We start from the raw sequence: 25,641 nt of genomic DNA, 5'->3' as shown, positions 1-25,641 counted from the left end.
GGTCAATGGTCGTACGCGATGAGTGATCTTGGGTGGGGTGGGTTGATGTTGGTGTTGTGCCAGATCACGGCGGCCAGAGCGAGTAAACGCTGGCCCACGCGGGCGAACAACCCGTCGTGCCGGCGGGCGCCGTGACGTTCCAGGGAGAGTTGCCCTTTCAGACTTTGGAAGATCGACTCGATCCACTGGCGGCAACGCAGTAATGCCCGCTCAGCCGGGGTGCCTGGCGCGTCGGTTTTGGCATTCGCGCGCTTCGGGCGGACCAGGTGAATCCCGTTCAGGTCGCAGAACTGATCGAACTGCGGTCTGGCGAACCGGCGGTCGGCCAGGACCACCGCCCAGCACACCCCCGGCCGAGCCAGCTGGTTTAGGCAGGTGCCGGAATGGGGCATGAGGCGGATCGAAGCACCCCCGACTTACCTCAAGGAGCTGGACGTGCACGTTTCCGGGATCATCACCGCCATTGTCATCGGCCTGATCATCGGTGCGCTCGGCCGTCTGGTCGTTCCGGGCAAGCAGCACATCCCGATCTGGCTGACCATCGTCATCGGCATCGTCGCCGCCTTCATCGGCACGTTCCTCGCCAAGGCCTTCGGCGTCGACATCACCAAGGGCATCGACTGGATCGAGATCCTCCTGCAGGTCATCGTCGCCGCCATCGGTGTCGGCGCTGTCGCCGGCATCTACGGCCGTCGCCGCGTGTAACTCGTAGCTCGCAGCGCTTTGCCAAGCCCGCTCTGGTGCCCTGCACCAGAGCGGGCTTCGGCACTCCGCGGCAAATCGAATCGAGGCGGTTCACCACCGTCGAGCGAGCCTTGATATCTACCGGTGCAGACCGGACGCACAAGGCTGCCGTTGGCCAGCCGGTCACACCCGAAGGTCACGATCGTGCCCACCCCCGAGCATGCCGCCGGCTGAGCGACCGCCCTTCCGCGGGTTCAACTCGAGGCGATCGCTAGCTGGTGGTGGGCCGGCATTCACGCGTCGGCACTGCCGTGTGCGGTGCACTGCTGCGCACCGGTCCGCTCCCCGCGCCGGTAACCTTCCTCGGGATCTACAGGCTTGGTCCGCCGCAAGTCGCGGAATCCGTGGACGGCCCGGTCAAGCGAGGGAGGGTGCCACGCGTGGCTGAAGCGTCTTTCGCGGAACTGCCCAGAGCCCGGCTCCGCTGTCGTCATGGTTCCCGCGAGGTCTTCACTGCGCTGCCTCGGCGTCCGGCGGAGGGCATCCAATGGCAGCAATTCACGTGCACGGGTTGCGGGGCGGCGATGGGCGCGCTGACCTGTAGTTCCGCGCAGGCGGCGCGAGATCGGCGCGCCAACCGGCGCAACGCGGTCCTGCTCATCCTGGCCGGCGTTGTCGCGGTGGCGCTAGGTGTCGTCATCCTCAGCCGCGACGGCTACCGCTCCATGACGGGCCTGATCGGTTGCCTGGGAAAGGTATCGTCATCGCGTTCCAGGCTTGCGGATGATCCGGATCGGCCGACTCGACGAGGGTATCCGCGATCTCCGATGCGAGAGCAATGAATCGCGCGCCGGGTCCAGGGCGGTCCACGGTCTCGCCTATGACGCTGTGCCCTACCAAGACTGACCGGCGGCCGCGCTGGTTCCGTGAGGAAGTCACCCTCCAGCCGGCGGGGCGCTCGGGATCCTTGTGGATCGTGGGTTTACTCGCTGACGACTTCGGTGCGGTCGGCGCGGACGCGGGTGCCATCCTGCAGGACCAATTCGCGAGTTCCGTCGGGACTTAGCCTGCCCTACCTTCCAAGCGCGGGTCTGCGCCGCTCATTCGTAGGATCGTCGGGCCCGGGGGTTACGGGTATGGCTGTTAGCTTGCCGCCGATCGATGGCTCAAACGACTTGGCCGCCCGTAGCTCCGCGACGACTCGACCGCTCATGGGGATACGCGACTCGATCGCTGTGAAGGAGAACGTCGGCGAGGTCGTCTGCAGGACTGTCGTGACGACGAGCTGGCGGAGGTGGCCGTGGCGAGGATCTGGGCTGGATTCGACATCGGCAAGGAGCACCACCACTGCGTGGTGGTCGACGCGCACGGGCAACGTCTGTTGTCGGAGGGTATTGAACGACGAGGCTGAGCTGCTGGAGCTGATCAGCGACGTACTTGCCATCTCGCAGGATGTGCTGTGGGCGGTGGACGTCAACCATGGTGGAGCCGCTCTGCTGATCGGTCTGCTGCTCGGCGGTGACCAGCCGATGGTCTACCTAACCGGCCTGGCGGTTCACCGGGCGTCGGCGGCCATCCGCCGCAGCGGCGCCAAGCGCATCGAAACCTGGCTGAAGAACCGCAACGTCAAGGGTGCCGCCGCAGTGGCGGAGGCCGTTGTGGCGACGGCCCAGGCGCAACACACCGCGCTGCCCGGCGAGGCGTTGGCCGCTGCGATGGTGGCCCGCCTCGCGGCCGCGGTGATGACCCTTGACGAGGAGATCGGCGATGTCGACGCCCTGATCGACGCCCGGTTCCACGAGCACCCGCACGCCGAAGTCATCCGCAGCCTGCCCGGCACGGGCCCGCTGCTCGGGGCCACGTTCATCACTGTCACCGGCGGAGATGTGAAGGCGTTCGGCACCGCCGACCGGCTGGCGGCGTTTGCCGGCCTGTCGCCGGTGCCACGCGATTCCGGCCGGATCAGCGGCAACATGCGCCGGCCCCGCCGCTATCACCGCGGCCTCCTACGAGCGTTCTACCTCTCGGCCATGGCCAGCCTGCGCTCATGCCCCTCGCACGCGACTACTACGAACGCAAGCGCGCAGAAGGCCAGGGACACAAGCAAGCCGTGCTGTCCCTCGCTCGCCGCAGAGCCAACGTCCTATGGGCATTAATCCGTGACGGGGCGTGCTACCAACCAAGACCGACGGTAAGCACCGCTGCTTGACATTTCCATTGGGAAGTCCTACCTGCACCCCTGCCGACCCGCGTCGACCTGCAAGATCAGGTTGAAAAGGCTCACTACAACGTCTGACGTCGACCATGCCGTGACCAGCAGGCTCACTCGCTGACCCGATCTCGGCACAACGTGCGGAACGGCGGTCACGACCGGCTGCAAGCCGGCGTGGCCGCCGTTTCACGTGTTCGGTGAGCTACCGCCCGGGCAGGTGATCCCCGAGGACGGCAGTACCGAGACGCCCCCGGGGCAGCGGTCAGGCGATGAAGCGTCGCCGGCGCCGCAGCACCAGGGCGGCGCCGCCCCCCACGAGGCCCAGGCCCAGCGCGGCCACGCCCGCCACGTTCAGGCCGGTGACCGGCAGGCTCTCCTCCCCGGAACCCTCGGCGCTCCCGGAACCCTCGGCGCCGCTACCGCCACCGGTGCTGCCGCTGGACGAGCTGGACCCGGTCGGCGCGGTCGACTCGGTCGGCGTGCTGCTCGTCGGCGTGCTGCTCGTCGACGCGGTGGTCGTCGGCTTGGTGGTCGGCCCGGTCGTGGTGGTGCCGGTGGCCGCGCAGGTGTGGGTCAGCACGAATTTGTCGGCTTTGCCGGTGATCGTGGCGTTGGCATCGATCAGGGTCCAGCCGGCGTCGGTGATGACGTACGCCTTACTGTGCCCGACCGTGACAATGTCGTCACCGTCCGCAGCTCCGGCGTCGATCACCACAGTGGAGTCGCTCTTACCGTCGCCGTTCGTGTCGAACATGGCGCGGATGGAGGTGAAGCTGCCCGTCGTGGCCGCCTTGCCGGGCAGGTTGAACACCCAGACATCCTTGCCGGGGTACGGGCCGCCGCCGAGTTGCGCGCTGCACTCGTGCTCATAGTTCGCGGCAGTGGCCGGCACATTGCCGCCGTTGATCGGGATGGTGCCGCCGGTGGCGTTCGCCGCCGGGGCGACGCCGAACGAGACGGCGACGCCTGCTGCCGCGGCGGCCGTGACGCGCAGGACGGGGAGGGTCCGCATGGTTGGTGCTCCTCAGATGACATCGAGACGACGCCACATGTTCCACAGAGCGCGCCTCTCTGAGCCATCGGCCGAGGAGATCGACAAAACTGGCCACTTACCGCCCCGTCAGGTGTAACGCGAAACGGCCCGCTGACGCCCAGCCCGGCGATCCGGGCCAGTCTTCACCGGACGGTGACCCGGGCCAACCGGGACAGGTAGGGCGTTCCGGACCCGACGGAGTCCTCAGTGGCATCCGCGGCGCCGAGGAGGAGTGCCGGCTGCTGCAGACCTCGCTGAGGGCTCTCGCGCCGCATCTCCAGGTTCAGAGTCGCCAATCGGCCGGGGAAGGGATCCCGAGGCGAGGCATGAGCAGGGCGTCACCGCTCGGGCTGACGAAGGCCTTGTAGCACAGTGACGCCGGCGAGGGGATCTCGAACACGTCGCGCAGCGCGGCCACGCACATGTCGGCCACCCGGCGATAGTCGGCCGAGCGGGCCGGCCAGGGCAGGCGCAGGCCGTGGTTGAGGCTGGGATCCCGCTCGGGCGGCGGCCAGCCGATCCGCTCCAGCGCCGCGAACTCCTCGTCGCTCAGGTTCGGCCGGCCCAACTGGTCCCAGCCGCTGGCCACCTCGGCGACGATCTGATCCCGGCTGAACAGGAACTGCACGAAACAGGGCGTCCGTTCCCGATCACCGACGATGAGCACACCGCCGTCGGGCAGGGCCGCTACGCTGCTCGCCAACCCGTTCCGGAACGTCTCCCAGTCCGGCGTGGTCACTTCCACTCGCCCACCATCAGCTCCTGGGGCGTCAGCTGCAGGGAGATGGCGTCGGACTCGGTGATCAGACCGAGCCACGTCGAGTCTCGCTGCCACCACAGCTGCGGCCGCTCGCCGGGCATGGATCGGGTCGGCCGTCCGTAGGCGCCGGTCAACGCGGATGCCGAGGCGGCGAAGAGATCCTGTTTGAACGCGTCTGCCGCCAAGGCACTCTCCGAGACGCTTTCGTTGAGGTGCACCAGGATGGACTCGACCCGGCCTTGGTCATCGAGGGAGAGGTAGCCGCTTTTCGGGCCGAGCTGGTAGCCCGCGTCGAGCACCGCACCCAGGTCGGGGTAGTCGGGGTCGAAGAAAGTCACCGTCCAGCCGAGTGCGGCTGCGGCCTCCGGCAGCGAAGCGGACATCAGCCACGGCTCCGCCGACAGCACGGTCTGTGCCACACGCAGCACCCCGGCCTCGTCGAGGGCTTGCCATTCGGCCACTCTCAGCTCCCTGCGTCCTCGCGTTGGTCCACCCTAGCGGCTCGGTGCGTCGATGTTGCGCGGGTCGAACAGGTTCCTCGGGTGACCGGTGTTGAACACGAACCGGGACACCTTGGCATCCGGCACGTTGCCGGCCGCGTCCGCGTGTCCCTGGCTGACCAGGTAATACTCCACCTTGATGGCCCCGGAGCGGATTTGCGCGGCGATGGTCGGGTTGTCGTGCAGGAAGGTCTGGAAGTTCGGGTCGAGCTGCATGACCCGTTCGAGGTAGGGGCCGCTGCCCTGCTGCAGGTGTTCGCGGCCCTCGGTGCCGGCGCTGCCGCCCTTGGCTTCGACGACGACTAGCGTGGGGTGGCCCGCACGGTCGCGGCCCAGGCCCCAGATGTCGAGCTCGCCGGGTTTCGGTTCGGCGAGCACGTCGCGGCGCAGGTCGTCTTTGGCTATGCCGAATTCCCGCATGGCGAACTCACGTCCGGCGATCATGCCGACGCGGTTGGACGCCATCGTGCGATCGTGGCGGGTCTGCGACCATTGCTTGGCGGACCGGGTCAGCTCGGCGATGTGCGGTCGCAGTTCCGAATGCTCCATGGCCACGATGGCCAGGCGCCCCCTGGTCGCCTGCAGATTAGCGGCGTTGAGGTCCTTCGCGGTGACCGGCGCCAGCTTCTCCGCCGGCAGCCCGGCATGGGGCTCGATCGTGCCGAGGATCGAGTTGACGGTCTGCATCTTCACCGCGCGATCGGCGGCGTCGAGTTTGAGCTGGTCGGCGTGCCCGGCATAGCTATCGCTCTCGGCGCCGATCGCCGTCGCGTGCTCGGTCTCGTGCTGGTAGTCGGGCAGGCTCTCCTTGCTGGCGGTGACCTCCCAGCCTTCCGGTTTGCGGAACGGGTCGGTGACGAACCGCGTCTTCCCGTCGTGCCCGTAGCCGAGCAGGTCACCGTCCGCCGTACGGAAGGTGTTGACCGCGTCCTCGCGTCCTCGCCAAGCCCAACCTCGGTAGTGCCACCGATCTCCCCTGCTGCTCTAAGGCCGCTCCCCACGCCGTCGCCGCGATTGCCTTGAACAGCCGAACATGGAGACAGACAGGGGCCGGGCTGATGAAGGATGAGACGCGCATGCGCACTCTCATATCCGCGTGTGAGGCATGACGGAGGCGCGGAGAAGGTGGGTAGTTCAGCGGGTGCTGATCTCGCAGCGGGCGTTCACGGCCAATTCGTCGACGGCTGTGACGGCGCCGCGCTGTCGGACGGTGATGACGCCGCGGTGTTCGAGGTCGATCAGCGTGTGCCGCAGCTGGTTGATGTCTGCGGCCAGCTCGGCGGCAAGGCGGCCGAGCCGGGTCCGCAGCGTGCCGGCGGCGGCCGCGATCCGGGCAGCGATCGCGGCCTCGAGGCTGTGGCCGGCGGGACAACCGGTCACCGCGGCCCGGGAGTGACCGGCGAGCCGGGCTTGTGCGGCGACCATCTGCTGCTCGACGACGGCCAGGGCTGCGCGGATCCGGTCCGCGTGCCACGCCTGGATGGTGCCGTCGGCGAACTGCTCGGCGAGCGCGGCCAGCATGGTCTCCCAACCGGCCGGGGTGCGCGGGTGCCGGTCGCGCGGGGTGCGCGGGTGCCGGTCGCGCACGACGCGCTCGACGATCCGTTCGGCGGGCTGCTGGCGGATGACGCCGGCGTCGACGTCGGCCTGCAGGCGGCGCCGGGCGGTGCGCGTTTCGTACGCGCGTTGTCAGCAAGCGCGACCGCGGCAGTAGCGAAGCAACCGGCCGGTCGGGTTCTGCTCGACCAGCTCGCCGCACCACTCGCACGGCGTTTGCAGTGGCCGTTCCGCGACGATCATGCACCCAAAGCTACGTCACTGACGTCTCGCCGCCACTAATAGTGCAAGAGGTGCGTCGCTTCCGGACGTTGAGCGCCAACCAACTGACCGCTGGTGCGCCGGGTAAATGTCCAGCTGGAGAGGCTGGGGTCAGAAGCTGGTCCGGTGATCGCGGTAGCGGAGGCTGTAGCACCTCGGAGCTGACCTCGATCCGGTCGGGCCGGTGGTCGGCCTGCAGGAGGCCGCGGCGGCGTAACTCGCCCTGGGCCGGATCGTCGCCGCCGGTGTGGTCGCGGTCCGGCGCGTCGCTGGTGCGCGCCGTGATCGCGGTGAGTAGGGCGTTTGCGTACGCTACGGTCAGGGGCCGGGATTGGTCGACGGTGCCGAGGACGGCACTGCGCTGGTTGTCGCTGAGGACGTCGAGGCGCGGTCCGACGATGTAGGTGTGCGGTGCCGTGCGGCGCAGCCCTCGGGCAGCTGATGTGGATGAACGCCGAGGAGGTCGCCGAGTTCCGACCGCGGCGGCGCGTTGCCGGCGCCGGAAGGCGTTGGGCTCGGCCGGGCCGGTCACTGCGGCACCTCGGGCCGGCAGGTCCAGCTGGTGTGCCGCTCGGCGATCTGCTGAGCCAGCGTCCAGTCGAGCTCGTGGAAATGAGGCCGCGTTCGGCGAGCCGACCGTGTACACGAGGCCGCAGGCCGGTGTCGGCGCCGTCGCGGCAGGGGGTGCGGTGCATCCACGGCGGGTCGCGGTTGAGCCACTGACAGGTGCGGATGACGGCCTCTCGGAAGATCGCGTTGCCGGGGCGGGTCCTGCTTGCGCTCGGATACCAGAACAGGTCACCGGTGGGGCCGGCTCCTTCGGCGAGGCGGTAGGCGCGGTGTGCGGTGAGGAGCGGGCGCGCGTACGGGGGGCAGGAGGACCGGCTGAATGCAGGGCTGCTCGTCGACGCCGGCGTCGACGAGTTCGTCCTGGTAGGCCAGGCCGTGGGAGAACATGGGCCGCCGGTGGGTGTGCGGCGACGGGTGCAGCGTGCCGGTGTCGCCGGACAGGTCGCTGATCTTCCAGCAGGACAGGTAAGCGGCGCCCTTGTGGAGGTGCAGCGGCAGGGCGGTCACCGCGGTGTGGTCGGTGCGGGGCAGGGCGGTGAGGTTGGTGACGACCTGTTCGGTGACGTTGACGGGGAGCCGCCCGGCCGGGTCGGGGCCGAGGTGGGCGGGGTTCCAGCGCAGCAAGAGGTCGTGCCGAACAAGGCCGCCTGCGCGGCTCGGAGCCGGATCAGCGCCGCGAGTGCCGGGTGCGGGCCGAGGTGGACGTCGCGGAGCGAGGCGGCCAGCGGCGCGGCGATGTCGCCGAGCCCCGGCACCCGGCCGTCGCGCGTCTGACGGCGGATCCAGTAGTCGACGGTGTCCTCGCCACCAGCCGCACGGCGACTGCACGAGATGCTCCACCGGCTCCGCCAGCGCCCCTCCCCCGCAAGATCAGAACCTCGAAGTTACGTCACTGACGTTCTGAATGCGGTCCGAATGCAAGGGGGTGTGTCGCCTCTAAGAAACAGACGATGATCTTCGCCGGGTGGCCTGGTCGATCGTCATGCATAGACCTCCGATGCCGTTAGCGAGTCAAGCGGAGGCGTTGGCGCGCGCTCTTCTGGCCGAAGAGAGTGTGTCCTAGAGCAGGCCGACGGCGACAGCTACTCCCGCGCGAGCCGGTGAAGGTAGTTGCTGGCGATTCGCATAATGCTCAGGTGCGAGCCGATGAACCCCTAACCCGCGAATTGCTGCAACAGCATGATGATCCAGACCACATGGAGTTCCCTGCTGATTTCGACTTCGAGCGGACCTCGGCGCGCTTCGCGCAGCTCACCTCTCAACTCCGTACGGCATTCGGAACGAGCTGGCCCAGCAGCGGCCAGGACAGCAGCTTCCACGGCGACATCACGGTGCCAGCTGCTGCCACCGCTGGCGGCCTGCTGCTGAAAGTGGTGGTCAGCAACTTCGGCGACCTTGCTGCGGTTGTTTCCGAAGACGCCCTGTACTGCGATGATGCTGAACTAGCAGAATTGCTGCACCCAGCTGATACTGCCCGCGTCTACGGAACGCTGGACGAACTTGGCTACGTTGCCCTGCGGTTGGACCCCTTGGAGGAGATGTATAACGGCGCCAGCGCATCTCTCCATGAGCAAGGGGCACGGTGGTGGAACCGGTACTTCGACTACCTGTGAGCAGCGGCTCCGCGTGGCTGTTGTGTTACTGATGTCTGCCGCTGACAACGCGCGCCAGACAGCCAGCGCTTCGCTACCTTCACGTTCTTAATTCTGGGCCTGTTGCAGCTGCTGCTCGCCACGGGAATGCGCGAGGGCGCCTGGGCATGCGTGGTGGGTATGCCCGAGCTCGGGGTGCTCGCGGCCGCCGAAGCCGGGGTACCGCTCGAGCGGCTGGAAGACGGTGAGTTCGCGAATTCTTGGCGGCCTGCTGCGCGGAACTTGCCCTAGTCCCACCTTCTGCGGGCGCTGGTGCATGCGGGTTCGGAAAGTAGAGGCGCGCTTGCCCGGGTGGCGGGATGGCGGCTAGCCGACGACCATGCTGAGGCTCAGGCATTGGATCAGGTAAAGCACAGCGAGCGCGACGGCGAGCGCACCGAGAAACAGGCGGAGCGCCTTCTCGGGTAGGTGGGGTTGCAGGTGGGCGCCGAGGTAGCCGCCGGTGCCGCGGAACAGGCCGAGTGCCCAGTGCGGTGCGGCGGTCGCCGCCATGGAGCGGTGCGTAAGAAACGTATCAACAACCGGAACGACAGCAATCGTGCCTGCCTATGTCATTACCGGAAATGGGGTGGACCGGACGCACGGGAATGGCACCGGCGGAGACGACGGATGGCCGGGGGATGTGCCGGTTGGTGCCGCTGGGGACTACCGCAGAGCCACAGGTGAAACATAGGTTTCTGACAGAAAACTACCGAACCCGGTAAGTACTGTCGTAGCCGTGGACAAAAACCTTACTCTTAGCGACCGGTTGGTGTCGCGGCGATCGCTGCTCGCCGGTATCCCGGCGCTGGCTGTCGCATTGGCCGGCTGTGGCAACTCATCGTCCGAGACGACGACCGCGCCGGCGTCGGCGTCGGTGACTGCGGCGTCGGCGGCACGTGCTGACGGTCCGGCCGCTGCGGGCAGCGTCGCCGCCCTGGCCCAGGCGTTCTATCGGACTCTTGACGCCGACCTGCAGGCCAAGGTGCTGCTCGACTACACCTTCGCCAGCGCCAAGCGCTGGTCCAACCTGCCCCAGGGCCTGCTGACCGGTGCCGGTATGCCCGGAGGCGGTCAAGCCGGGCAACCCAGCGGTGGAGCCGGCCGGCCGGCCGGCGCCCCCAGCGGGGCACCGGCCGGCGCCCAGGCGGGTGGCCCGAGTGGGGGCAGCGGTCAGTCGCGGGTGGGTATCTCACTGGGTGACTTGAAGGACGAGCAGTTGACCGCTCTGACCGCGGTGCTGAAAGCGGCTACCGGCACCGCGTCCGGGCTCGGCTACGACGAGATCGAACAGCAGCTCAACGCCGATGACTACCTCGGCGCGCACGGCGGTGGCGACACCTACGGCCGCGACCAGTTCTACGTGGCGATCTTGGGCAGCCCGCAGGACTCGGGCACCTGGGAATTCCAGTTCGGTGGCCACCACCTGGCGGTAGCCAACACCTACACCGACGGCAAGCTGGCCGGTGCGACCCCCTCGTTCCGTGGAGTGGAGCCCTTCGCGGCGTTCGAGGAGAACGGAAAGACCAACCAGCCGCTCAAGGTCAAGCAGGCCGCCTTCGCGGCCATGCTCGCGGGCCTGTCCACCGCCCAACTCGCCGACGCGAAGCTGGCCGACACCTACTCCGACCTGGTTCTGGGCCCGGGCAAGGACTGGGCCTTCCCGACTGACAAGGTGGGGGTGAAGGCGTCCACCTTGTCCGCGGCGCAGAAGAAGCTCGTCCTCGCGGCGATCGCGACGTACGTCCAGGACGTCGCCGACAGCGACGCCAAGACCATCCTAGCCAAGTACGAGAAGGAACTCGACGACACCTACGTGAGCTGGTCGGGGACCAAGACCCTGCTCGAGCAGAACGACTATGTGCGTATCGACGGACCGTCGGTGTGGATCGAGTTCTCGATGCAGCACGGCATCGTGCTCTCCGGCAACCACCCCCACTCGGTGTGGCGCGACCGCACCACCGACTACGGCGGCACCAAGAGCTGATGCAGATGCAGAGCCACTGCCGGCCGAGAGCTGCCCGGTGGGCGCGGACCGGCGCCCGGGTCCTCGCGGTGCTGGTCGCCTGCCTGGTGGGCCTGCTGGCCCTGGCCCCGGCGGCGTCGGCTCACGTCGTTCCCACGTCAAGTATCCAGCTCGACGTGGGAACGAGCACGATCAGCGCCACGGTCGGGATCCCGGTGTCCGACCTCGAGTCGGCCACCGGCCTCGATCTCAGCACCGCGTCCGCGGTGGCCGACCAGGCCCCGATCATCCGGCAGTACCTGCTGGCACACTTCGCGCCCACCAGCGACGACGGGCAGGCGTGGCCGGTCAGCATCGGTGACTTGACCGTTCGCACCACCGGCAACGCCGCGACCACCGGCTGCTATCAGGAACTGCAGACGATCTTCACACTGACCCCACCTGCCGGGACCGACCTGCGATCGTTCGACCTTGGCTACAACGCCATCGTGGACCGGGTCGCGACCCACGTCGTGATCGTCACCGTCGGCTCGGACATCGCCGGCGAGTCCGCCGGCGCCTCCACCATCGGAACCATCAGCCGCGACACCGTCACCAATACCGTGCAACCACTGCACGTCGATCTCGGATCGGGCGGCCGGTACCACGGCTTCCTCAGCATGATCACTCTCGGCATGCAACACATTCGGGAGGGCACCGACCACCAGCTGTTCCTGCTCACCCTCCTGCTACCAGCACCACTGCTGGCCCGCAACCGGCGATGGACCGGTGCGGTCGGAGCACGACGGGCGCTGCGCCGGATCACGTCGATCACCGTCTCGTTCACCCTCGGGCATTCCGTGACCCTGGCCCTAGGTGCAGTGGGGGTCCCGGTGCCGCAGCAACTCGTCGAGGCCCTGATCGCGGTGAGCATCCTGGTCGCCGCCGCGCACGCCATGCGGCCGCTGTTCCCCGGCCGGGAGGCACTCATCGCGGCCGCCTTCGGCCTCGTCCACGGGCTCGCGTTCTCCGAAGCCCTGCGCGAACTACACCTGAGCGGCGCGCAACTGATGCTGTCCCTGCTCGGGTTCAACCTCGGCATCGAAGCAATGCAACTGATCATCGTCGTGCTGGTCCTGCCACCGCTGATCCTGCTCGCCCGCGCGAACCGATACCGAACCCTGCGGCTCGTCGCCGCCGCCGCGACCGCGGTCGCCGCGGCGGGCTGGCTGGCCGCACGCATCGGCCTCCCCAACACCGTCGCCAACCTGGCCGACCGGATCGAAATCCTGGCCATACCCGTCGTTCTCGGGCTATGGCTGGTCGCGTTGGCGATCACCATCCGCGACCGAAGGCAACAAGCCAGCTCCACCCCGAGCCCGGTCGGGCTGGATCAGCCGAATAGCGACCACCATTGGTCGCTATTGGTGAATCGCTTGACCGGGCTCCCGCTGGCGGAGATCGAGTAAGACGGGCGACCCCAGTCGGCGTATCCGTCCAAGCTGATCGAATCCATGTTCCAGTTGTCGTCGGTCTGGAAGATGCCGTTGTGGGAGAGCATCCGGACCTTGATGCCGGCAACGTCGCAACTGCCTATGTGCCAGTTGGGATTCTGGTACGCGAGCGAGTAGCCACGGTCGCTCCGGTTGCCGATCCCGCCCCAGACGTGCTCGAGTTCCACGTCTGGGCCGTGGTTCTGCATCAGCCACACGATGACCTCGGAGTTGTCTCGCAGATCGTCGTCTCCCGTTCCTAGGTGCAGGTAGAAGGCGCGCATCTGGACACAGGCTCCGATGGGGCCAGCTTGGGCGGGTACGGCGACAGCGGCGAGGGCAGCAAGGGTGGCAGTGACGCCGACGGTCGTACGCTTCAGGGTACGTACGGGGTTGCCGAACATTAGCGAGATCCTTTCGTGGCCGACACTGGGCGTCGGCCGTCGACCGAGGCTGATTACTCCCTGTGCACGTTACGACTGGCTTGCTGGGCTGTCTTGAGAAGAGCCCGACCTAGCCTGGCCCGCGGATTTGTCGGATGTTGCGCCGGCATTAGTCACCCGCGCACACGTCACAGACCAGCAGCTGCTCATCGGCAGTGGCCCCGAGCGCGACGCACTGACATTTAGGCTGTCACTCAACAGCCGGCTCCGACGACGCGCCCACGCGGGGCCGGATCGTCACGCCACAGGACCACTCCTGCGACACCTCGCGAGGAATGGTCCCGTGCCGGTAAAGATGTCGACCCTGCCGACAGGGTGTTACTACCGGCGCTGACCTGGTCAAACGCAATCACGGTCGGGCCTGCTCAAGCGACACGTTAACGATCCTCTGGCGACATCCTGGCGACACAGGAGCCCACAGCTCGTCCGCAGGCCCCGGCGCCCAGGCCCACGCAGCGCTACCGCGCAGGTCAGAGGCTAGTAACACCCCCCGGGATGGGGTGTTACTAGCGTGCGCTTCCAGTGCAGCTGACGACGCGGGCCGGGACCCACTGGTATCGGCCCCCGCCCGCTGCCTCCGAGCACCAGCCTGCCCGGGCCGGGCCAGCGACCGACTCGGTAGCGGCCACCGGAGTCGTACCCTGGCCAGCATGCCCGGCCCGCCCGCCAGCCCCGTCGATTGGGGCGAGATCACCCCACGGCTACGGCCCGGCGATCACACCTGCACCACCCACGGCGTGGTCGTCCCGCAGACCGCGCCGATCGGCGTGCCGATCTGCCCGCACTGCCAGCACCTGGTCGGCGTCGTGCGCTTCGACCGGGCTGGGGCGGCTGACCGGCTTCGTCGAGCCCTCGCCGGCATACTGCGGCGCCCCGGAGCGGCACCGGCTCACCGGCAACACCGTGATGCTCGGCTGGCGGGCCTGTTCATGCCCGCCCACCGCCGACGGGCCCGGCGGACACCGGGAATGGCGCTGCGGCGCCTGCATAGCACTGGGACGCCCCAGCCAGCTGATCTGGCCACCACACTGTGCAGAGTTGCAGTAAACGCCGCTACGTGCCTTCCTGATTGTCGGGATCACCCATTTCTCGCTCAATGGCCGCGAGGTTGCCCATCGAGTCCAGGGTGTTCGGGTGCTCCTCACCCAACACCCGCCGACACCCCGCCAGGACCTTCTCGTCCAACTCCCGCGCCGCCGCCACCTCACCAAGAGCACGGAGATCGCGCGCAAGGTTGCCCATCGAGTCCAGGGTGTTCGGGTGCTCCTCACCCAACACCCGCCGACACCCCGCCAAGGCCTTCTCGTCCAACTCCCGCGCCGCCGCCACCTCACCAAGAGCACGGAGATCGCGCGCAAGGTTGCCCATCGAGTCCAGGGTGTTCGGGTGCTCCTCACCCAACACCCGCCGACACCCCGCCAAGGCCTTCTCGTCCAACTCCCGCGCCGCCGCCACCTCACCAAGAGCACGGAGATCGCGCGCAAGGTTGCCCATCGAATTCAGGGTGTTCGGGTGCTCCTCACCCAACACCCGCCTCCGCCCCGCCAAAGCTTTCTCGTCCAACTCCCGCGCCGCCGCCACCTCACCGAGATCGTGCAGGTCAAGCGCGAGGTTGTTCAGCGACTGCAAGGTGTCGGGGTGCTCCTCACCCAACACCCGCTGCCACCCCGCCAGGACCTTCTCGTCCAACTCCCGCGCCGCCGCCACCTCACCGAGATCGTGCAGGTCAAGCGCGAGGTTGTTCATCAAGCCCAGGGTGGCCGGGTGCTCCTCACCCAGCACCCGCCGGAACACCGGCAGGACCTTCTCGTCCAACTCCCGCGCCGCCGCCACCTCACCGGTTTCTCGGTACAAGATCGCAAGGCTGCACATCGAGGCCAGCGCGGCTCGGTCGTCAGCACCCAGGAGTTGACTTCTCACCTCCACCGCGTGGGTGAAGTACCGGCGCGCGGACAAATATTCGCCACGTTCGTATAGGTAGGACCCGCAAAGGTGTTGCAGGGTGCTGATGGTCGTACTGGGCGAATCGCTGCGCTCGATCACTGCTTCCGCATGAGGAAGCAGCAGTGCCCACCGATCCCAGGACACCGGATCTTGCACGTCAGCCGGCAATGCTTCCGCTAGGAGATTCGCGCCCACCTGAAACCAGGACTGCGGCGGGGAGCCGACACCCACCGTACGCAACAACCTCTGCCACAAGCGGTACCTATAGGGAACCGGCATAGGGTGCTCACGCATCACCTCAGCGACGAGCTGATGCACCCGCAGCAGACCGGACCGATCAGTGGTGACCAGCGCCAACTCACGTAACACCCTGATCACCTGATCGGCGTAGACCCCATCATGGGTCGCGGCGGCGAGCGGCGCTGGCAGTACCGCCGCGCTGGCCGCTACTAAATCCCGGGGGACATCGACGGGCGCGAACTGAACCAGCACCATCATCAACTGCGCCGCACCCAACTCCCGTCGCCGTGTCTCCTCCAACGCTAGGGCAAGGGTGACCGTGACCGGAGCATGCAAGCTGTGATCGATTCCCCGGCCCAACAGCCGCTGACGCCGAAAATCGGCGAGGTACCCAGACAGATCCCGGCCGGTGGCCGCGCAGTACGCCCGGGCCTGTTCCAACGCCAGCGGCAAATAGCCCAGCGCGCCGGCCAGCCGTGCAGCGGCCTCACCAGCGCTGGGGTCGAGAAACACCGCCGCGGCGTGTGGAGCGAACAACCCCACCTCCAGCGGTACAGCGGTCGGAGCCCAGTTTGGGTTACGCGAGGTCATCAGCACCCGGCCGCCACGCACTGGCACCAACCCCGCCACACTGTCCGGGGTGGCATCGTCGAACAGCAGCAGCCAGTCGTCACGCCCATTGAGCTCATGCACCGCCGCCCGCGCTGCCTGCTCCAAATCCTCGCCGACGGCCGCCCCGAGACGATCGGCCAACTGCGCCAGGTCCGCCACCACCTCCAGTCGGTTCGCCGCTCGGATCTGCCACACCACCTTTGCCGATCCTGCATGCGCATACACCCAAGCCAACGCCAGCTGAGTCTTGCCCACCCCCGGCATCCCGTGCAGCACCACCGGCACACCCGGGTTGTCGCTCACCGCCGTCGTGACCGAGGCCAACTCCACATCCCGGGCCGTGAACGTGGCTACCGCACCGGCCACGTTCCACAGCCGGCCCTCCGGCCCACCCGGCGGCTCCACCGGCGCGGCGTTGAAGGTCGCGTCACGGCCGACCTGAAACACCTGACCGCGGTCACTCGCCCGGGCACCGAACCGCTGGCGGCTCGGCCAGCTCATTTCTTCGGCGGCCGGTTGTTGCCGGCGTTCGTGATGTCCCCGCCCGCCTGAAAAACCTGCCCGTTATCCTGAGCCCGGCCGCTGAACCGCTGCGCCCGCTTCCCCGGACCGGACTTACCGGACGGCACGGTGATCAGCAGTGTCGCCACCGCGACCAGCAGACTCGCCACCCCCGCGATCCAGCTGGCCGCCTCGACACCATCACGGCCCCACACCACCGCGGCAACCACCAGCCCGGCAACCAGCATCGCACCCACAACCCCAACAACCCACCGCCGCGCAGTCGTCACCCCACCAGTCTGACCAGAAAACGCCACACCACAACGGACAGCACACCACGCAACCCATCGATCCCTGGAGCTACAAGATCAACGAATACCGCAGCCCACGAATGCCGCACCTACACCGGCACACTGTGCAGATTTGCAGTAGATGCCACCGGACCGGTCAGGCGGCCACGGGCAGGTCGGCGAGGCGCCATTCGAGCATGCCGTCGGCGAGCCGGGCGGCGCGCCGGCCGTGGGCGGTGAGCAGCCGGACGGCGTCGTGGGCGAACACGCAGTAGGCGCCGCGGCAGTACGCCACGATCTCGACGTCCTGCGGTAGTTCGGCGAGCCGGTCGCCGAGCTGGTCCAGGGGGATGGAGACGGCGCCGGGGATGTGGCCGGCGGCGTACTCGGGTGCCGGGCGTACGTCGACGGCGAGCAGCTGGCCGGCGGCGAGGCGGCGCTGCAGCTCGTCGCGGTCGATGGCTTCGGTGTCGGCGTCGCCGAGGTAGGCGTCGCGTGCCGCGGCCGCCTCGGCGTTGTGGGTACCGGCGACGTCACGCAGCACCGCGTACAGGGCGGCGACGTCGGGGCCGGCGAGCCGGTAGTAGATCTTCGTGCCGTCGCGGCGGGTCGCTACCAGGCCGGCCTGGCGCAGGGTCTGCAGGTGCGCCGAGCACGTCGTCAGGCCGAGCCCGGCGGCAGCAGCGAGGTGTTCGACGCTGCGTTCGCTCTGGGCGAGCAGGTCGAGCAGTTCCAAGCGCTTGCCGCTGCCGAGGGCCTTGCCGACGCGGGCAAGGGAGTCGAACAGCTCGGCCTTGGCGACCGGATCACCCATACCGTTCCTCCAAAGTTTCATGGAATAGTGTAGAAGATGGGAGGGTGGCGCCGCCACCCCGGTCTTGACGTGCCCGGAGGTGTGTCGTGGGTATCGAATCGCAGCTGATACCGCTGGTCGACGAGGGGCTGGGCAACAGTGCCTGGCTGCTCGACGTCGGTGACGGCCGGGCCCTGGCCGTCGACCCGCCGCGGGACCTGCGGGCGCTGCGGGCCGCCGCCCGCCGGCGAGGGCTGGCGGTGGCATGGGCGGCCGACACTCATCTGCACGCCGACTTCCTGACCGGCGCGGTCAGCTGGCCGCGGACGACGGCGCACAGATCCTGGCCTCGGCCGCCGGAATGCGCGCGTTCGAGCACCGCGGGCTGAACGACGGCGACGAGGTCGACCTGGGCGGACTCACTCTGCGCGCGCTGGCCACGCCCGGGCACACCGACGAGCACCTGTCGTTCCTGCTGCTCGACGGCGCCGCACCGGTCGGGGTGTTCACCGGCGGATCGCTGATCGTCGGGTCGGCGGCGCGCACCGACCTGCTCGGCGATGACCGCACGCTTGAGCTGGCCCATGCGCAGTACGCGTCGCTGCGCCGGCTGGCCGAGCTGCCGGATGCCACCCGGGTGTGGCCGACGCACGGGGCCGGGTCGTTCTGTTCCGCCCCGCCCGGCGCCGAGCGCACCACCACCATCGGCGCCGAGAAGACCAGCAACCCGCTGCTGGCCGCGCCGGACGCCGACACCTTCACCGACCGGCTGCTAGCCTCGCTCGGCTCGTACCCGGCCTACTTCGCCCGGCTCGGCGAGCTTAACCGGCGGGGCCCGGCCCTGGTCGACGGCCGGCCGCAGCTGCCCGCGCTGCCGGCCGAGCAGGTGCGGCGGCTGGCCGCCGACGGCGCGGTCATCGTGGACGTGCGCCCGGTCGCCGACGTCGCCGCCGGGCACATCCCGGGCGCGATCGCGATCGCGCTGCGGGCGCAGTTCGCCACCTGGCTGGGCTGGCTGATCGATCCCGGCGTCCCCATCGTGGTGGTGCGCAACCCCGACCAGGACCCCGCCGACATCCTGTGGCCCGCCCTCAACATCGGCATCGACCGGATCGCCGGCGAGCTCGCCGGCGGCATGGCCGCATGGACCGGGTCGGTGGTCACCACCCGCCTGGTCCGCCCCGATCAGGTCGACGCCCCGGTGCTCGACATCCGGCAGGCCCGCGAGTACGCCGCCGGGCACCTGCCCCACGCCATCCACCTGGAGCTCGGCAGCCTGCCGTCGACCCCGCAGGCCGCACCCAGCGGGCCCACGGTGATGATGTGCGGGCACGGCGAACGCGCCATGACCGCCGCCACCCTGCTCGAACGCACCGGCCGCCGCGACCTCGCCGTGCTCGTCGGCGGCCCCGACGACTGGGCCACCGCCACCGGCACCGCGCTGCAGGAGGGCCGATGACCACCACACCGGCCACCGGAACCGCACCGAGGCTCGGGCTGGCCGCCAACGCCGCCCCGTTCACCCTGCTCGTCGTCAACGCCCTCGTCGGCGGCGTGCTCGGCTCCGAACGCACCGTCCTGCCGCTACTCGCCGACCGCGAGTTCCACCTCGCCGCGTACACCGCGGCGCTGACCTACATCCTCGCGTTCGGCGCCACCAAAGCCGCCACCAACTTCTTCGCCGGCACCCTGTCCGACCGCTACGGCCGCAAACCGGTCCTGCTGGCCGGCTGGCTGATCGCCCTGCCCATCCCGGCCATACTTATCTGGGCACCGCACTGGGGCTGGGTCGTCGCCGCCAACGTGCTGCTCGGCATCAACCAGGGCCTGGCCTGGTCGACCACCGTCATCATGAAGATCGACCTCGCCGGACCAGCCCGCCGCGGCCTCGCCATGGGCCTCAACGAGGCCGCCGGATATATCGCCGTCGCCGCCACCGCGATGGCCACCGGCACCCTCGCCGCAACGTACGGACTACGACCGGCGCCGTTCCTGCTCGCCGCCGCCTACATCGCCCTCGGCCTCGGCCTGTCCCTGATCTTCGTCCGCGAGACCCGCGAGCATGCCCGGCACGAAGCCACCACTCACACCAGTACGCACGACGGTAAGTTGTCCACCCGGCAGGTATTCGCCCTGGCCAGCTGGCGCGAACCCGCCCTGTCCTCGGCCAGCCAGGCCGGCATGGTCAACAACCTCAACGACGGCCTGGCCTGGGGGCTGTTCCCCATCCTGTTCGCCACCGCCGGACTGTCACTGACCCAGATCGGCGCCCTCGCCGCCCTCTACCCGGCCGTGTGGGGCCTGGGACAGCTCGTCACCGGTCCCGCCTCCGACCGCTACGGCCGCAAGCCGTTCATCGTCACCGGCATGCTGACCCAGGCCGCCGCCCTCGCCCTGATCGCCACCGCCGACGGGTTCACCGCGTGGGCCGCCGCCGCGGTACTGCCGGCGCGGGCACCGCCGCGGTGTACCGACGCTGCTCGCCACGATCTCCGACGTCGCCCACCCGGCCTGGCGGGCCCGCGCCGTCGGCGCCTACCGGCTCTGGCGCGACGGCGGGTTCGCCGCCGGCGCCCTGCTCGCCGGCATCATCGCCGACCTCGCCGGCCTCCGCGCCGCCGTCTGGGTCATCGCCGCACTCACCGCCGCATCCGGGCTGCTGGCCTGGACACGGATGTACGAGACCCACCCGCGAGGCTGACCCCGCATCCAAGTCGAACTACGCGGCGAGGGCCTGTTCACCCGCATCGAACCCGCGCACCGATCGGCCCTTCCACAACTTTAAGATCAGCAAATACCGCAGCCTACGAATACCGCATCTGCACCGGCTTGCGGCTTGCGGCTTGCGGCTTGCCGGACGTGTACCCGACCGCCCCAGCCCCAGGTAGCTACTGGGCGGTAAGGGTCCCTTATTTCTAGCTTGCTCCGCGGTGCGCAACCAAGGACGCGGTGAAGGCGTGCCAGTTGCCGTCGAGCCGCGGGCGCTCGCGGTTGATCCGCGCCAACTGCCGGTCGACGCGGTCGATCACCTCGTCAACCTCGCGCAGCATCCGGTCGAAGCGCGCGGCCTCGCCGACAGGGACGAACGGCTGGGCGCGGCCTGCGGCGGTGCGCAGCCCGAACAGCTCGCGCTGCAGGCGGGCCAGGTTCTCGCGGACCGGGTCCAGCTCCGGTGACGGGATTCCGCGGGCGGTGGCGAGCCCGGCCTCGGCGAGGAACCCCGTAGGCGTCATGCCGACCGCGGCCGCTGCCGCCGCGAGCTCGGCCGCCTCCGTGTCGGTGAACCGGGGCGCGAGCCGGCGGGGCCGGCCCGGGTGCAGGTGTCGCCGGTCGCGGCCGCGGTGGACGTCGACGCGCTCGTCTGTCATGGCGCCGACGGTGCCAGCTGCTCGTTCGCGCGGCCGGGCTGCATGCCCGCCGGATCGAGGCGAGCATGGCCGACTCTTGGCGCCAGGATCACGTTGTCGACGCGTCCTGTATCGCCACCGCGATGCCCGATGACGACGGCCAGCACGAGCGGGCGTTCTGAGCGGCCCGCCGCCTGGACTGGCTCCTGGGCCAGCTCGACATCGGCGTGCAGAACGATCCTTACGTCGCTGCGGCCGCCGCAGCCGTGAACGCTGCAGCGACCTTGCTGTTCGCGACGATCCGCCGGCCCGACGACCTGGAGGCCGTGATCGACGGCTGGGGCCTGGCACGTCACCGTGGCCTATCTCGACCGGGCCCGCGACGCGCTGCGGTCCGCGCTGGACGCGGTCGACGTGGCCCGCGACCGGCTCGACCCGGACGACCTGGACGACCTGGACGACCTGGACGGCTGAACGGCCGGGACGGGCACCTCGGCATCCAGGTAGGCGAGGTAAGTGGGCGGTAAGCGGTCCCTGCCCAAAATCGCGGTGACAGAGATGCTCGCCGCATTCCCACCGAAGGGACATCATCGCGATGCTCACCGACGTAGACCCGCAATGCTGTCCGGCGCTGTCCGGCGTTGTTCGGCGTTGTTCGGCACGTCCCACGACCGCATCAGTGCTCGTTAATTTCTTCTCGTCGCTCCCGTTTCCGAGGAGACCGCACCCACCGATGGGACAAACAACGATGCTCACACGTGTGCTCCGCCGCCTCAGTACGCCGGCCATGATCGCCGGCCTGCTGGTCGGCCTCGGCGCCACCCCCGCCATGGCCTCGGGGACCGCCGCCGGCTCCGCCACGCTCCCGAAGTACTGCGCGACGTTCGTCTCCCCGGCAACGGCGGCAAACACCGGGGCCCCGGTGGTGAGGTGTTCAGACACTTCCGCCGCCGACGCGAGGGCAGCGCTGCCCGCCGCAGCGGCGGCGAACAAGCTACTCATGACCGTGTACTCCAACGCTCAGTACCGGGGCAGCACGCTGGACATGTACCGGCCCGCGTACTGCGACTCATACGGCTACGACGTCTACCTGACCAGGTACGACAACTGGGCTAGGATGGCCTCCTCCATCCGCGGTTACCAGAGCTGCAATGCAGTGGGCCTCGGCTCGCTGACCGGGAACCACCACATTGGCCACGCACTGTCCTGGTCGTTCGGCGGGACGGTCTTCAACGACAACCTCAATTACATCCACCTGTACAGCGACTGACCGGCCTTTGCCCGGCCCGAAGATGGCTCCGGGCCGGGCCACAACAGGTTCTTACAAACAGTCCTGGGCGTGGGCGGCGGGGTCGTAGGTGTCGCGGCCGGTTGCCTGGCACCACTGGATCATCCGGTGCAGAGCGTCGGCCTTGTCGTACTGCGGGGCGCGAGTCTTGCTGCGGTGCCGCTGCCAGTGCGTTTCCTGGCCGAGTGCGGCACGCAGCTCGGCGACGGTCTTGCCGGTCATCTGCCGGGCCAGCAGCGGGGGCAGGGTGCGGCCGTCACCGGCCGGGAGCACGGGCCGGGCGCCGTCGAGCGCGTCGCGCAGCGTGTCCATGCCGCCGCGCAGCTTGTTGTGGCGGCCGTCTTCGTCGCGTAGCAGTACCGAGGCCAGGTCGGCGCGGGCCTGCTGCACTCGGGCGGCGTCGGCACCGGTGAGGCTGCCCCGCTCGGTGCGCCGCTCGATCTGGGCCAGCACCATGGCGGTGACCTCGGCGAGGGTGTCGGCCACCTCGACCAGGCCGTCTACGGCGGCCGTCAGATCGGCGGGGCTGTCGCCGTCGCGGGCGGCCCACCTGGACATGTACGCGTAGAGAGCACGATGGGCGTCCCAGATGTCAGCGGCCGGGCTGCCCGGCACCACGTCGCCGGCCCGCACGACCCGGTTGCCCTGGGCGTACGCGCGTAGGCGGGTGGCCGGCACCGGGCCGGGCAGGCTGTACCGGACCGGGGGCTGTAGGTCCTGGTCGGGGTGCTCGCCGGGCTGGGGCAGGGTCTTGCCGGGCTGCTGGCACCACAGGTGGACATTCGGGAACAGCGCTTCTCGGCGGCCTTCTGCGCGTCGCTCTCCGGCCAAATGGTGGGGTCGGTGTCGGCCGCGCCGGAGACGGCCGCGGTCGCGGTCGCCCACTTGCGCAGATCCACCAGCCCGCGTTGGGTCTGCTGGGCCACGTCGGCCAGCGGGCCGGCCTTGGGGTCGCCGACGCCGGGCCTGCCGATCGGGGCGCCGTGGTCCTCGGCGAGCCGGCGGCCGCCAGCCGGAACATCGCGTCCTGCTTCATGCGGTGGCACGCCGCGTCCAGGGCCAGGTGCAGCACGATTTTGTCGGCCTGCAATTCTCCGTCAGGCTGCCGTAGGGCCGGAATCCGGGACTGGCGGGACTTTGTGCCCTACGGCGCGGGACTGCCGGGGTACGCATACAGCTCGATGAGCCGGTGACGCGCGGCCTGCAGCCGGTCGGACACGACGTCGTGCATGCGTGCGGTCAGTTCGCGTCCGAGGCCGGCGTCGTCGGCGATCAGCTCGCGCACCCGCCCGGCGTCGAACTCGACGGCGTGCACCTGCTCGGCGACCACGGCACCAAAGCGGCAGCGAAACGGTGGCCGCATCCACGACCAGCCCTCCAGCGAACCGGTTCCGATCCGCTCGACCACGATGTCGCCGCGGCCCGGCACGTGGAAGTCGACCGCGACCGCCCCGGAGTGCACCAGCCAGAACCGGTCGGCGTCCGCGTCCTCCCGGCACAGCCGGTGCCCGGCGGTGAAGAAGGCCGGCCGCCCTGCCAGGGCGAGGCGGTGCAGCCAGCGGGACGGGAGGTCGGCGACGAAGTCGTGCAGGGCGAGCAGGTCGAAGACGCTCAGTGACGGCATGCCGGTTCCCTTGTGGCGGGCTCAGCTGACCCATTGATCCGCTCGGCCCGCGCCTTGATGCCGTGCAACATCTTGCGTTCCATGATCAGGCTGCCGGGGGCCATCACGATGTCGTACAGCAGCGACTTGACCCGGCTCGCTCCCGGCAGGCAGATGCGGTTGCGGCTGATCAACCGGGTGGTGCTCCCCGCGGCCCGCAGCTCGAAGATCCACACCCAGGCGCCGTCAGCGGATCGGAAGACCAACGTCCGCTCCGGTTCGGCGATCTCCACGCGCATGGCGGGACCCCCGGATCCCAGCGGCAAGGTGTCGCCGACCACCAGGTGCTGGAACTGCGGCAGGATCTCGTCGGCGCTGTGCATGTCGAGCCCGAAAAGGTTCTCGATCCAGTCGTAGGTGTAGGCGCCACCACGGCCACTGCCCATCTGGACGAGCCACGGCCAGACCACCGACGGGGCCGCGCCGATCGTGATCGCCCGAGTCGAGACCAAACCGGCGTCCGGCAGCAGGTCATCTCCGGGCAGGGTGCCGCCGGCCTCCTCGGCCGTGGCGCCCCAGGTGAGAAACCGCCGCCGAGCCCATGGGGACGCCGTCACGGCCAGCCCGACGCCGATCAGCGTCACCGCGGCCCTCGTGCCCGGTCCCCCGTACGCGGATCCTTGCATCACCGCCTCCTAACACAGCTTCACCACCAGGCTCCTCCCACCGTGGCTCTGCGGCTAGGGACGTCCGGCCCGGACCGGGGCGTCGCGGCAACTGGGAGAGCGCTGAGCGGCCCCGGTTCGCGGGTCGATCGGCCCTGCTGCGGTGATCCACACGAGACGAGGATCGAGACGAGACGAGAACGATGGAGGACGTCATGCGCGCAGCCGTGGTCACCAGCTTCGAGCAGCCACTCGAAGTCAGAGAGGTGCCGGTTCCCGAGCCCGGCGCCGGGCAGATCCGGGTTCGGATCGAGGCGAGCGGACTCTGCCACACCGACATCCACGCCGCCCGCGGCGACTGGCCGGTCAAGCCCACTACGCCGTTCGTGCCCGGCCACGAAGGCGTCGGCATCGTCGAGAAGACCGGCCCGGGCGTCACCGAGCACGCCGCTGGGGACCGGGTCGCCATCCCGTGGCTCGGGTACGCCTGCGGTACCTGCGAGTACTGCCTGACCGGCTGGGAGACGCTGTGCGAGGCACAGCTGAACACCGGTTATGCCATCGACGGCGGCCACGCGGAGTTCCTGGTCGCCGACGCCCGCTACGCCGTGGCCGTACCGCCCGGCATCGACCCGGCCGAGGTAGCACCACTGACCTGCGCTGGTGTCACCACGTACAAGGCGGTGAAGGTCGGCGGGGTCACGCCGGGCGACCGGGTGGCGATCTTCGGCATCGGTGGGCTCGGCCACCTGGCCCAGCAGTACGCGCAGATCTTCGGCGGCGAGACCATCGCGGTCGACGTCACTGAGGAGAAACTGGCGCTGGCCAAGCAGCTCGGCGCCGCCCACGTGATAAACGCCGCCACGACCGACCCGGTCACGGCGATCGAGGCCCTCGGCGGCGCGGACGTCGCCGTGGTGCTCGCAGCCGACCCGAAGGTGCTGGAACAGGCGCACGCCTCGCTGCGGCGCGGCGGACGGCTGATCCTCGTCTCGCTGCCCAAGGACAACGCCATGTCGTTGCCAATCTTCCAAACCGTGCTCAAGGGCATCCAGGTGATCGGCTCGATCGTCGGCACCCGCGCCGACCTGGCCGAGGTCTTCCGGCTGCACGCCGCCGGCCGCACCCGGGTGTTCTACGAGACCCGCCCACTCGAACAGATCAACGAGGCCATCGAGGACGTGCTCGCCGGGCGGATCCCCGCCCGCATCGTGCTGGTGCCCTGAACCTCCTCCCCGGGGCCGACGAGATCGCGCCCGCAACCGAGGA

27 protein-coding genes and 2 pseudogenes are annotated in these 25,641 nt (G+C 69.2%); 12 read left to right on the top strand and 17 right to left on the bottom strand.

Annotated features, from left to right (window positions below):
• Positions 1–2: 2 nt before the first annotated feature.
• Positions 3–335 (bottom strand): annotated as a pseudogene (locus Actob_RS19195) (IS982 family transposase); the annotation flags it as partial.
• Positions 336–390: 55 nt separating this feature from the next.
• On the opposite strand from Actob_RS19195, the gene Actob_RS19190 reads away from it, so the two are divergent.
• Positions 391–705 (top strand): GlsB/YeaQ/YmgE family stress response membrane protein, encoded by a 315-nt coding sequence (locus Actob_RS19190; protein ID WP_407653711.1) that lies wholly within the window; start codon positions 391–393, stop codon positions 703–705.
• Positions 706–1,984: 1,279 nt separating this feature from the next.
• Positions 1,985–2,893 (top strand): annotated as a pseudogene (locus Actob_RS19185) (IS110 family transposase).
• Positions 2,894–3,158: 265 nt separating this feature from the next.
• Here the strand turns inward: Actob_RS19185 and Actob_RS19180 are convergent.
• The 5 genes from Actob_RS19180 to Actob_RS19160 all read right to left on the bottom strand — a co-directional run bounded on the left by Actob_RS19180 (position 3,159) and on the right by Actob_RS19160 (position 6,776).
• Positions 3,159–3,908: an LPXTG cell wall anchor domain-containing protein gene (locus tag Actob_RS19180; RefSeq protein ID WP_284921635.1), complete on the bottom strand. Its 750-nt coding sequence runs from the start codon at positions 3,906–3,908 to the stop codon at positions 3,159–3,161.
• A gap of 304 nt (positions 3,909–4,212) precedes the next feature.
• Positions 4,213–4,674, bottom strand: coding sequence for a TY-Chap domain-containing protein (locus Actob_RS19175; protein ID WP_284921634.1), 462 nt, complete (start codon positions 4,672–4,674; stop codon positions 4,213–4,215).
• The gene (locus tag Actob_RS19170; RefSeq protein ID WP_284921633.1) at positions 4,665–5,150 is read right to left on the bottom strand and encodes a DUF6301 family protein; all 486 of its coding nucleotides are present in this window, start codon (positions 5,148–5,150) and stop codon (positions 4,665–4,667) included. The genes Actob_RS19175 and Actob_RS19170 overlap by 10 nt, the downstream gene beginning before the upstream one ends.
• 33 nt (positions 5,151–5,183) lie before the next feature.
• Positions 5,184–5,882 (bottom strand): hypothetical protein, encoded by a 699-nt coding sequence (locus tag Actob_RS19165; RefSeq protein ID WP_284921631.1) that lies wholly within the window; start codon positions 5,880–5,882, stop codon positions 5,184–5,186.
• 441 nt (positions 5,883–6,323) lie between these two features.
• Complete coding sequence (locus tag Actob_RS19160; protein ID WP_284921630.1) at positions 6,324–6,776, bottom strand: hypothetical protein; 453 nt, start codon at positions 6,774–6,776, stop codon at positions 6,324–6,326.
• Here Actob_RS19160 and Actob_RS19155 point away from each other — a divergent pair.
• Positions 6,762–7,028: a hypothetical protein gene (locus tag Actob_RS19155; RefSeq protein WP_284921628.1), complete on the top strand. Its 267-nt coding sequence runs from the start codon at positions 6,762–6,764 to the stop codon at positions 7,026–7,028. The two genes, Actob_RS19160 and Actob_RS19155, sit on opposite strands and share 15 nt — an antisense overlap.
• Positions 7,029–7,805: 777 nt before the next feature.
• Here the strand turns inward: Actob_RS19155 and Actob_RS19150 are convergent.
• A complete protein-coding gene (locus Actob_RS19150) occupies positions 7,806–8,201 on the bottom strand; it encodes a hypothetical protein (protein WP_284921627.1) in 396 nt (131 codons plus the stop codon).
• A gap of 512 nt (positions 8,202–8,713) precedes the next feature.
• Between Actob_RS19150 and Actob_RS19145 the strand changes: the two genes are divergently transcribed.
• The gene (locus Actob_RS19145) at positions 8,714–9,190 is read left to right on the top strand and encodes a hypothetical protein (protein ID WP_284921626.1); all 477 of its coding nucleotides are present in this window, start codon (positions 8,714–8,716) and stop codon (positions 9,188–9,190) included.
• A gap of 102 nt (positions 9,191–9,292) precedes the next feature.
• On the top strand, positions 9,293–9,460 hold the full coding sequence (locus Actob_RS19140) for a hypothetical protein (protein ID WP_284921624.1): 168 nt from the start codon (positions 9,293–9,295) through the stop codon (positions 9,458–9,460).
• A 75-nt stretch (positions 9,461–9,535) separates the two neighbouring features.
• Here the strand turns inward: Actob_RS19140 and Actob_RS19135 are convergent, their stop codons facing one another.
• Positions 9,536–9,721, bottom strand: coding sequence for a hypothetical protein (locus Actob_RS19135; RefSeq protein ID WP_284921623.1), 186 nt, complete (start codon positions 9,719–9,721; stop codon positions 9,536–9,538).
• A 259-nt stretch (positions 9,722–9,980) separates the two neighbouring features.
• Between Actob_RS19135 and Actob_RS19130 the strand changes: the two genes are divergently transcribed.
• Complete coding sequence (locus Actob_RS19130; RefSeq protein WP_284921622.1) at positions 9,981–11,195, top strand: DUF3500 domain-containing protein; 1,215 nt, start codon at positions 9,981–9,983, stop codon at positions 11,193–11,195.
• Between the two features lie 341 nt (positions 11,196–11,536).
• Positions 11,537–12,622 (top strand): HupE/UreJ family protein, encoded by a 1,086-nt coding sequence (locus Actob_RS19125; RefSeq protein WP_284921621.1) that lies wholly within the window; start codon positions 11,537–11,539, stop codon positions 12,620–12,622.
• Here the strand turns inward: Actob_RS19125 and Actob_RS19120 are convergent.
• From Actob_RS19120 to Actob_RS19105, 4 genes are all read right to left on the bottom strand, one after another.
• Positions 12,547–13,050 carry a hypothetical protein gene (locus tag Actob_RS19120; protein WP_284921620.1) on the bottom strand — a complete coding sequence of 168 codons (504 nt, stop codon included), beginning with the start codon at positions 13,048–13,050 and terminating at the stop codon, positions 12,547–12,549. The genes Actob_RS19125 and Actob_RS19120 overlap by 76 nt on opposite strands.
• Positions 13,051–14,142: 1,092 nt before the next feature.
• Positions 14,143–16,332 (bottom strand): FxSxx-COOH system tetratricopeptide repeat protein, encoded by a 2,190-nt coding sequence (fxsT, locus tag Actob_RS19115; RefSeq protein ID WP_284921619.1) that lies wholly within the window; start codon positions 16,330–16,332, stop codon positions 14,143–14,145.
• Positions 16,333–16,382: 50 nt separating this feature from the next.
• The gene (locus Actob_RS19110; RefSeq protein ID WP_284921618.1) at positions 16,383–16,676 is read right to left on the bottom strand and encodes a hypothetical protein; all 294 of its coding nucleotides are present in this window, start codon (positions 16,674–16,676) and stop codon (positions 16,383–16,385) included.
• A gap of 157 nt (positions 16,677–16,833) precedes the next feature.
• The gene (locus tag Actob_RS19105; RefSeq protein WP_284921617.1) at positions 16,834–17,490 is read right to left on the bottom strand and encodes an ArsR/SmtB family transcription factor; all 657 of its coding nucleotides are present in this window, start codon (positions 17,488–17,490) and stop codon (positions 16,834–16,836) included.
• A gap of 86 nt (positions 17,491–17,576) precedes the next feature.
• Between Actob_RS19105 and Actob_RS19100 the strand changes: the two genes are divergently transcribed.
• From Actob_RS19100 to Actob_RS19090, 3 genes are read left to right on the top strand one after another with little or no spacing between them, the layout of a single operon-like run.
• Entirely contained in the window at positions 17,577–17,858 is a 282-nt protein-coding gene (locus tag Actob_RS19100) for a hypothetical protein (protein WP_284921615.1), read from the top strand.
• Complete coding sequence (locus Actob_RS19095) at positions 17,831–18,928, top strand: rhodanese-like domain-containing protein (RefSeq protein ID WP_284921614.1); 1,098 nt, start codon at positions 17,831–17,833, stop codon at positions 18,926–18,928. Before Actob_RS19100 ends, Actob_RS19095 begins: the two co-directional genes overlap by 28 nt.
• Positions 18,925–20,388: an MFS transporter gene (locus Actob_RS19090; RefSeq protein ID WP_284921613.1), complete on the top strand. Its 1,464-nt coding sequence runs from the start codon at positions 18,925–18,927 to the stop codon at positions 20,386–20,388. The genes Actob_RS19095 and Actob_RS19090 overlap by 4 nt, the downstream gene beginning before the upstream one ends.
• Here Actob_RS19090 and Actob_RS19085 read toward each other — a convergent pair.
• Together Actob_RS19085 and Actob_RS19080 are read right to left on the bottom strand one after the other, a co-directional pair.
• Entirely contained in the window at positions 20,385–20,837 is a 453-nt protein-coding gene (locus Actob_RS19085; RefSeq protein WP_284921611.1) for a hypothetical protein, read from the bottom strand. The two genes, Actob_RS19090 and Actob_RS19085, sit on opposite strands and share 4 nt — an antisense overlap.
• Entirely contained in the window at positions 20,834–21,172 is a 339-nt protein-coding gene (locus tag Actob_RS19080; protein WP_284921609.1) for a hypothetical protein, read from the bottom strand. Before Actob_RS19080 ends, Actob_RS19085 begins: the two co-directional genes overlap by 4 nt.
• A gap of 392 nt (positions 21,173–21,564) precedes the next feature.
• Between Actob_RS19080 and Actob_RS19075 the strand changes: the two genes are divergently transcribed.
• A complete protein-coding gene (locus Actob_RS19075) occupies positions 21,565–22,086 on the top strand; it encodes a hypothetical protein (protein WP_284921608.1) in 522 nt (173 codons plus the stop codon).
• Between the two features lie 51 nt (positions 22,087–22,137).
• Here the strand turns inward: Actob_RS19075 and Actob_RS19070 are convergent, their stop codons facing one another.
• The 3 genes from Actob_RS19070 to Actob_RS19060 form a co-directional block, all read right to left on the bottom strand.
• The gene (locus Actob_RS19070) at positions 22,138–22,782 is read right to left on the bottom strand and encodes a hypothetical protein (protein ID WP_284921607.1); all 645 of its coding nucleotides are present in this window, start codon (positions 22,780–22,782) and stop codon (positions 22,138–22,140) included.
• 466 nt (positions 22,783–23,248) lie between these two features.
• The gene (locus Actob_RS19065; RefSeq protein ID WP_284921606.1) at positions 23,249–23,728 is read right to left on the bottom strand and encodes a cyclic nucleotide-binding domain-containing protein; all 480 of its coding nucleotides are present in this window, start codon (positions 23,726–23,728) and stop codon (positions 23,249–23,251) included.
• On the bottom strand, positions 23,716–24,393 hold the full coding sequence (locus Actob_RS19060) for an SRPBCC family protein (protein ID WP_284921605.1): 678 nt from the start codon (positions 24,391–24,393) through the stop codon (positions 23,716–23,718). The genes Actob_RS19065 and Actob_RS19060 overlap by 13 nt, the downstream gene beginning before the upstream one ends.
• Before the next feature lie 194 nt (positions 24,394–24,587).
• On the opposite strand from Actob_RS19060, the gene Actob_RS19055 reads away from it, so the two are divergent.
• Positions 24,588–25,598, top strand: coding sequence for an alcohol dehydrogenase catalytic domain-containing protein (locus Actob_RS19055; protein ID WP_284921603.1), 1,011 nt, complete (start codon positions 24,588–24,590; stop codon positions 25,596–25,598).
• The last annotated feature ends 43 nt before the right edge of the window (positions 25,599–25,641 follow it).

The organism is Actinoplanes oblitus, from assembly GCF_030252345.1.
Classification (GTDB): Bacteria; Actinomycetota; Actinomycetes; order Mycobacteriales; family Micromonosporaceae; genus Actinoplanes; species Actinoplanes oblitus.
Note: the sequence above shows the minus strand (reverse complement) of the source record. Positions and strands in the feature narration are given on the sequence as shown.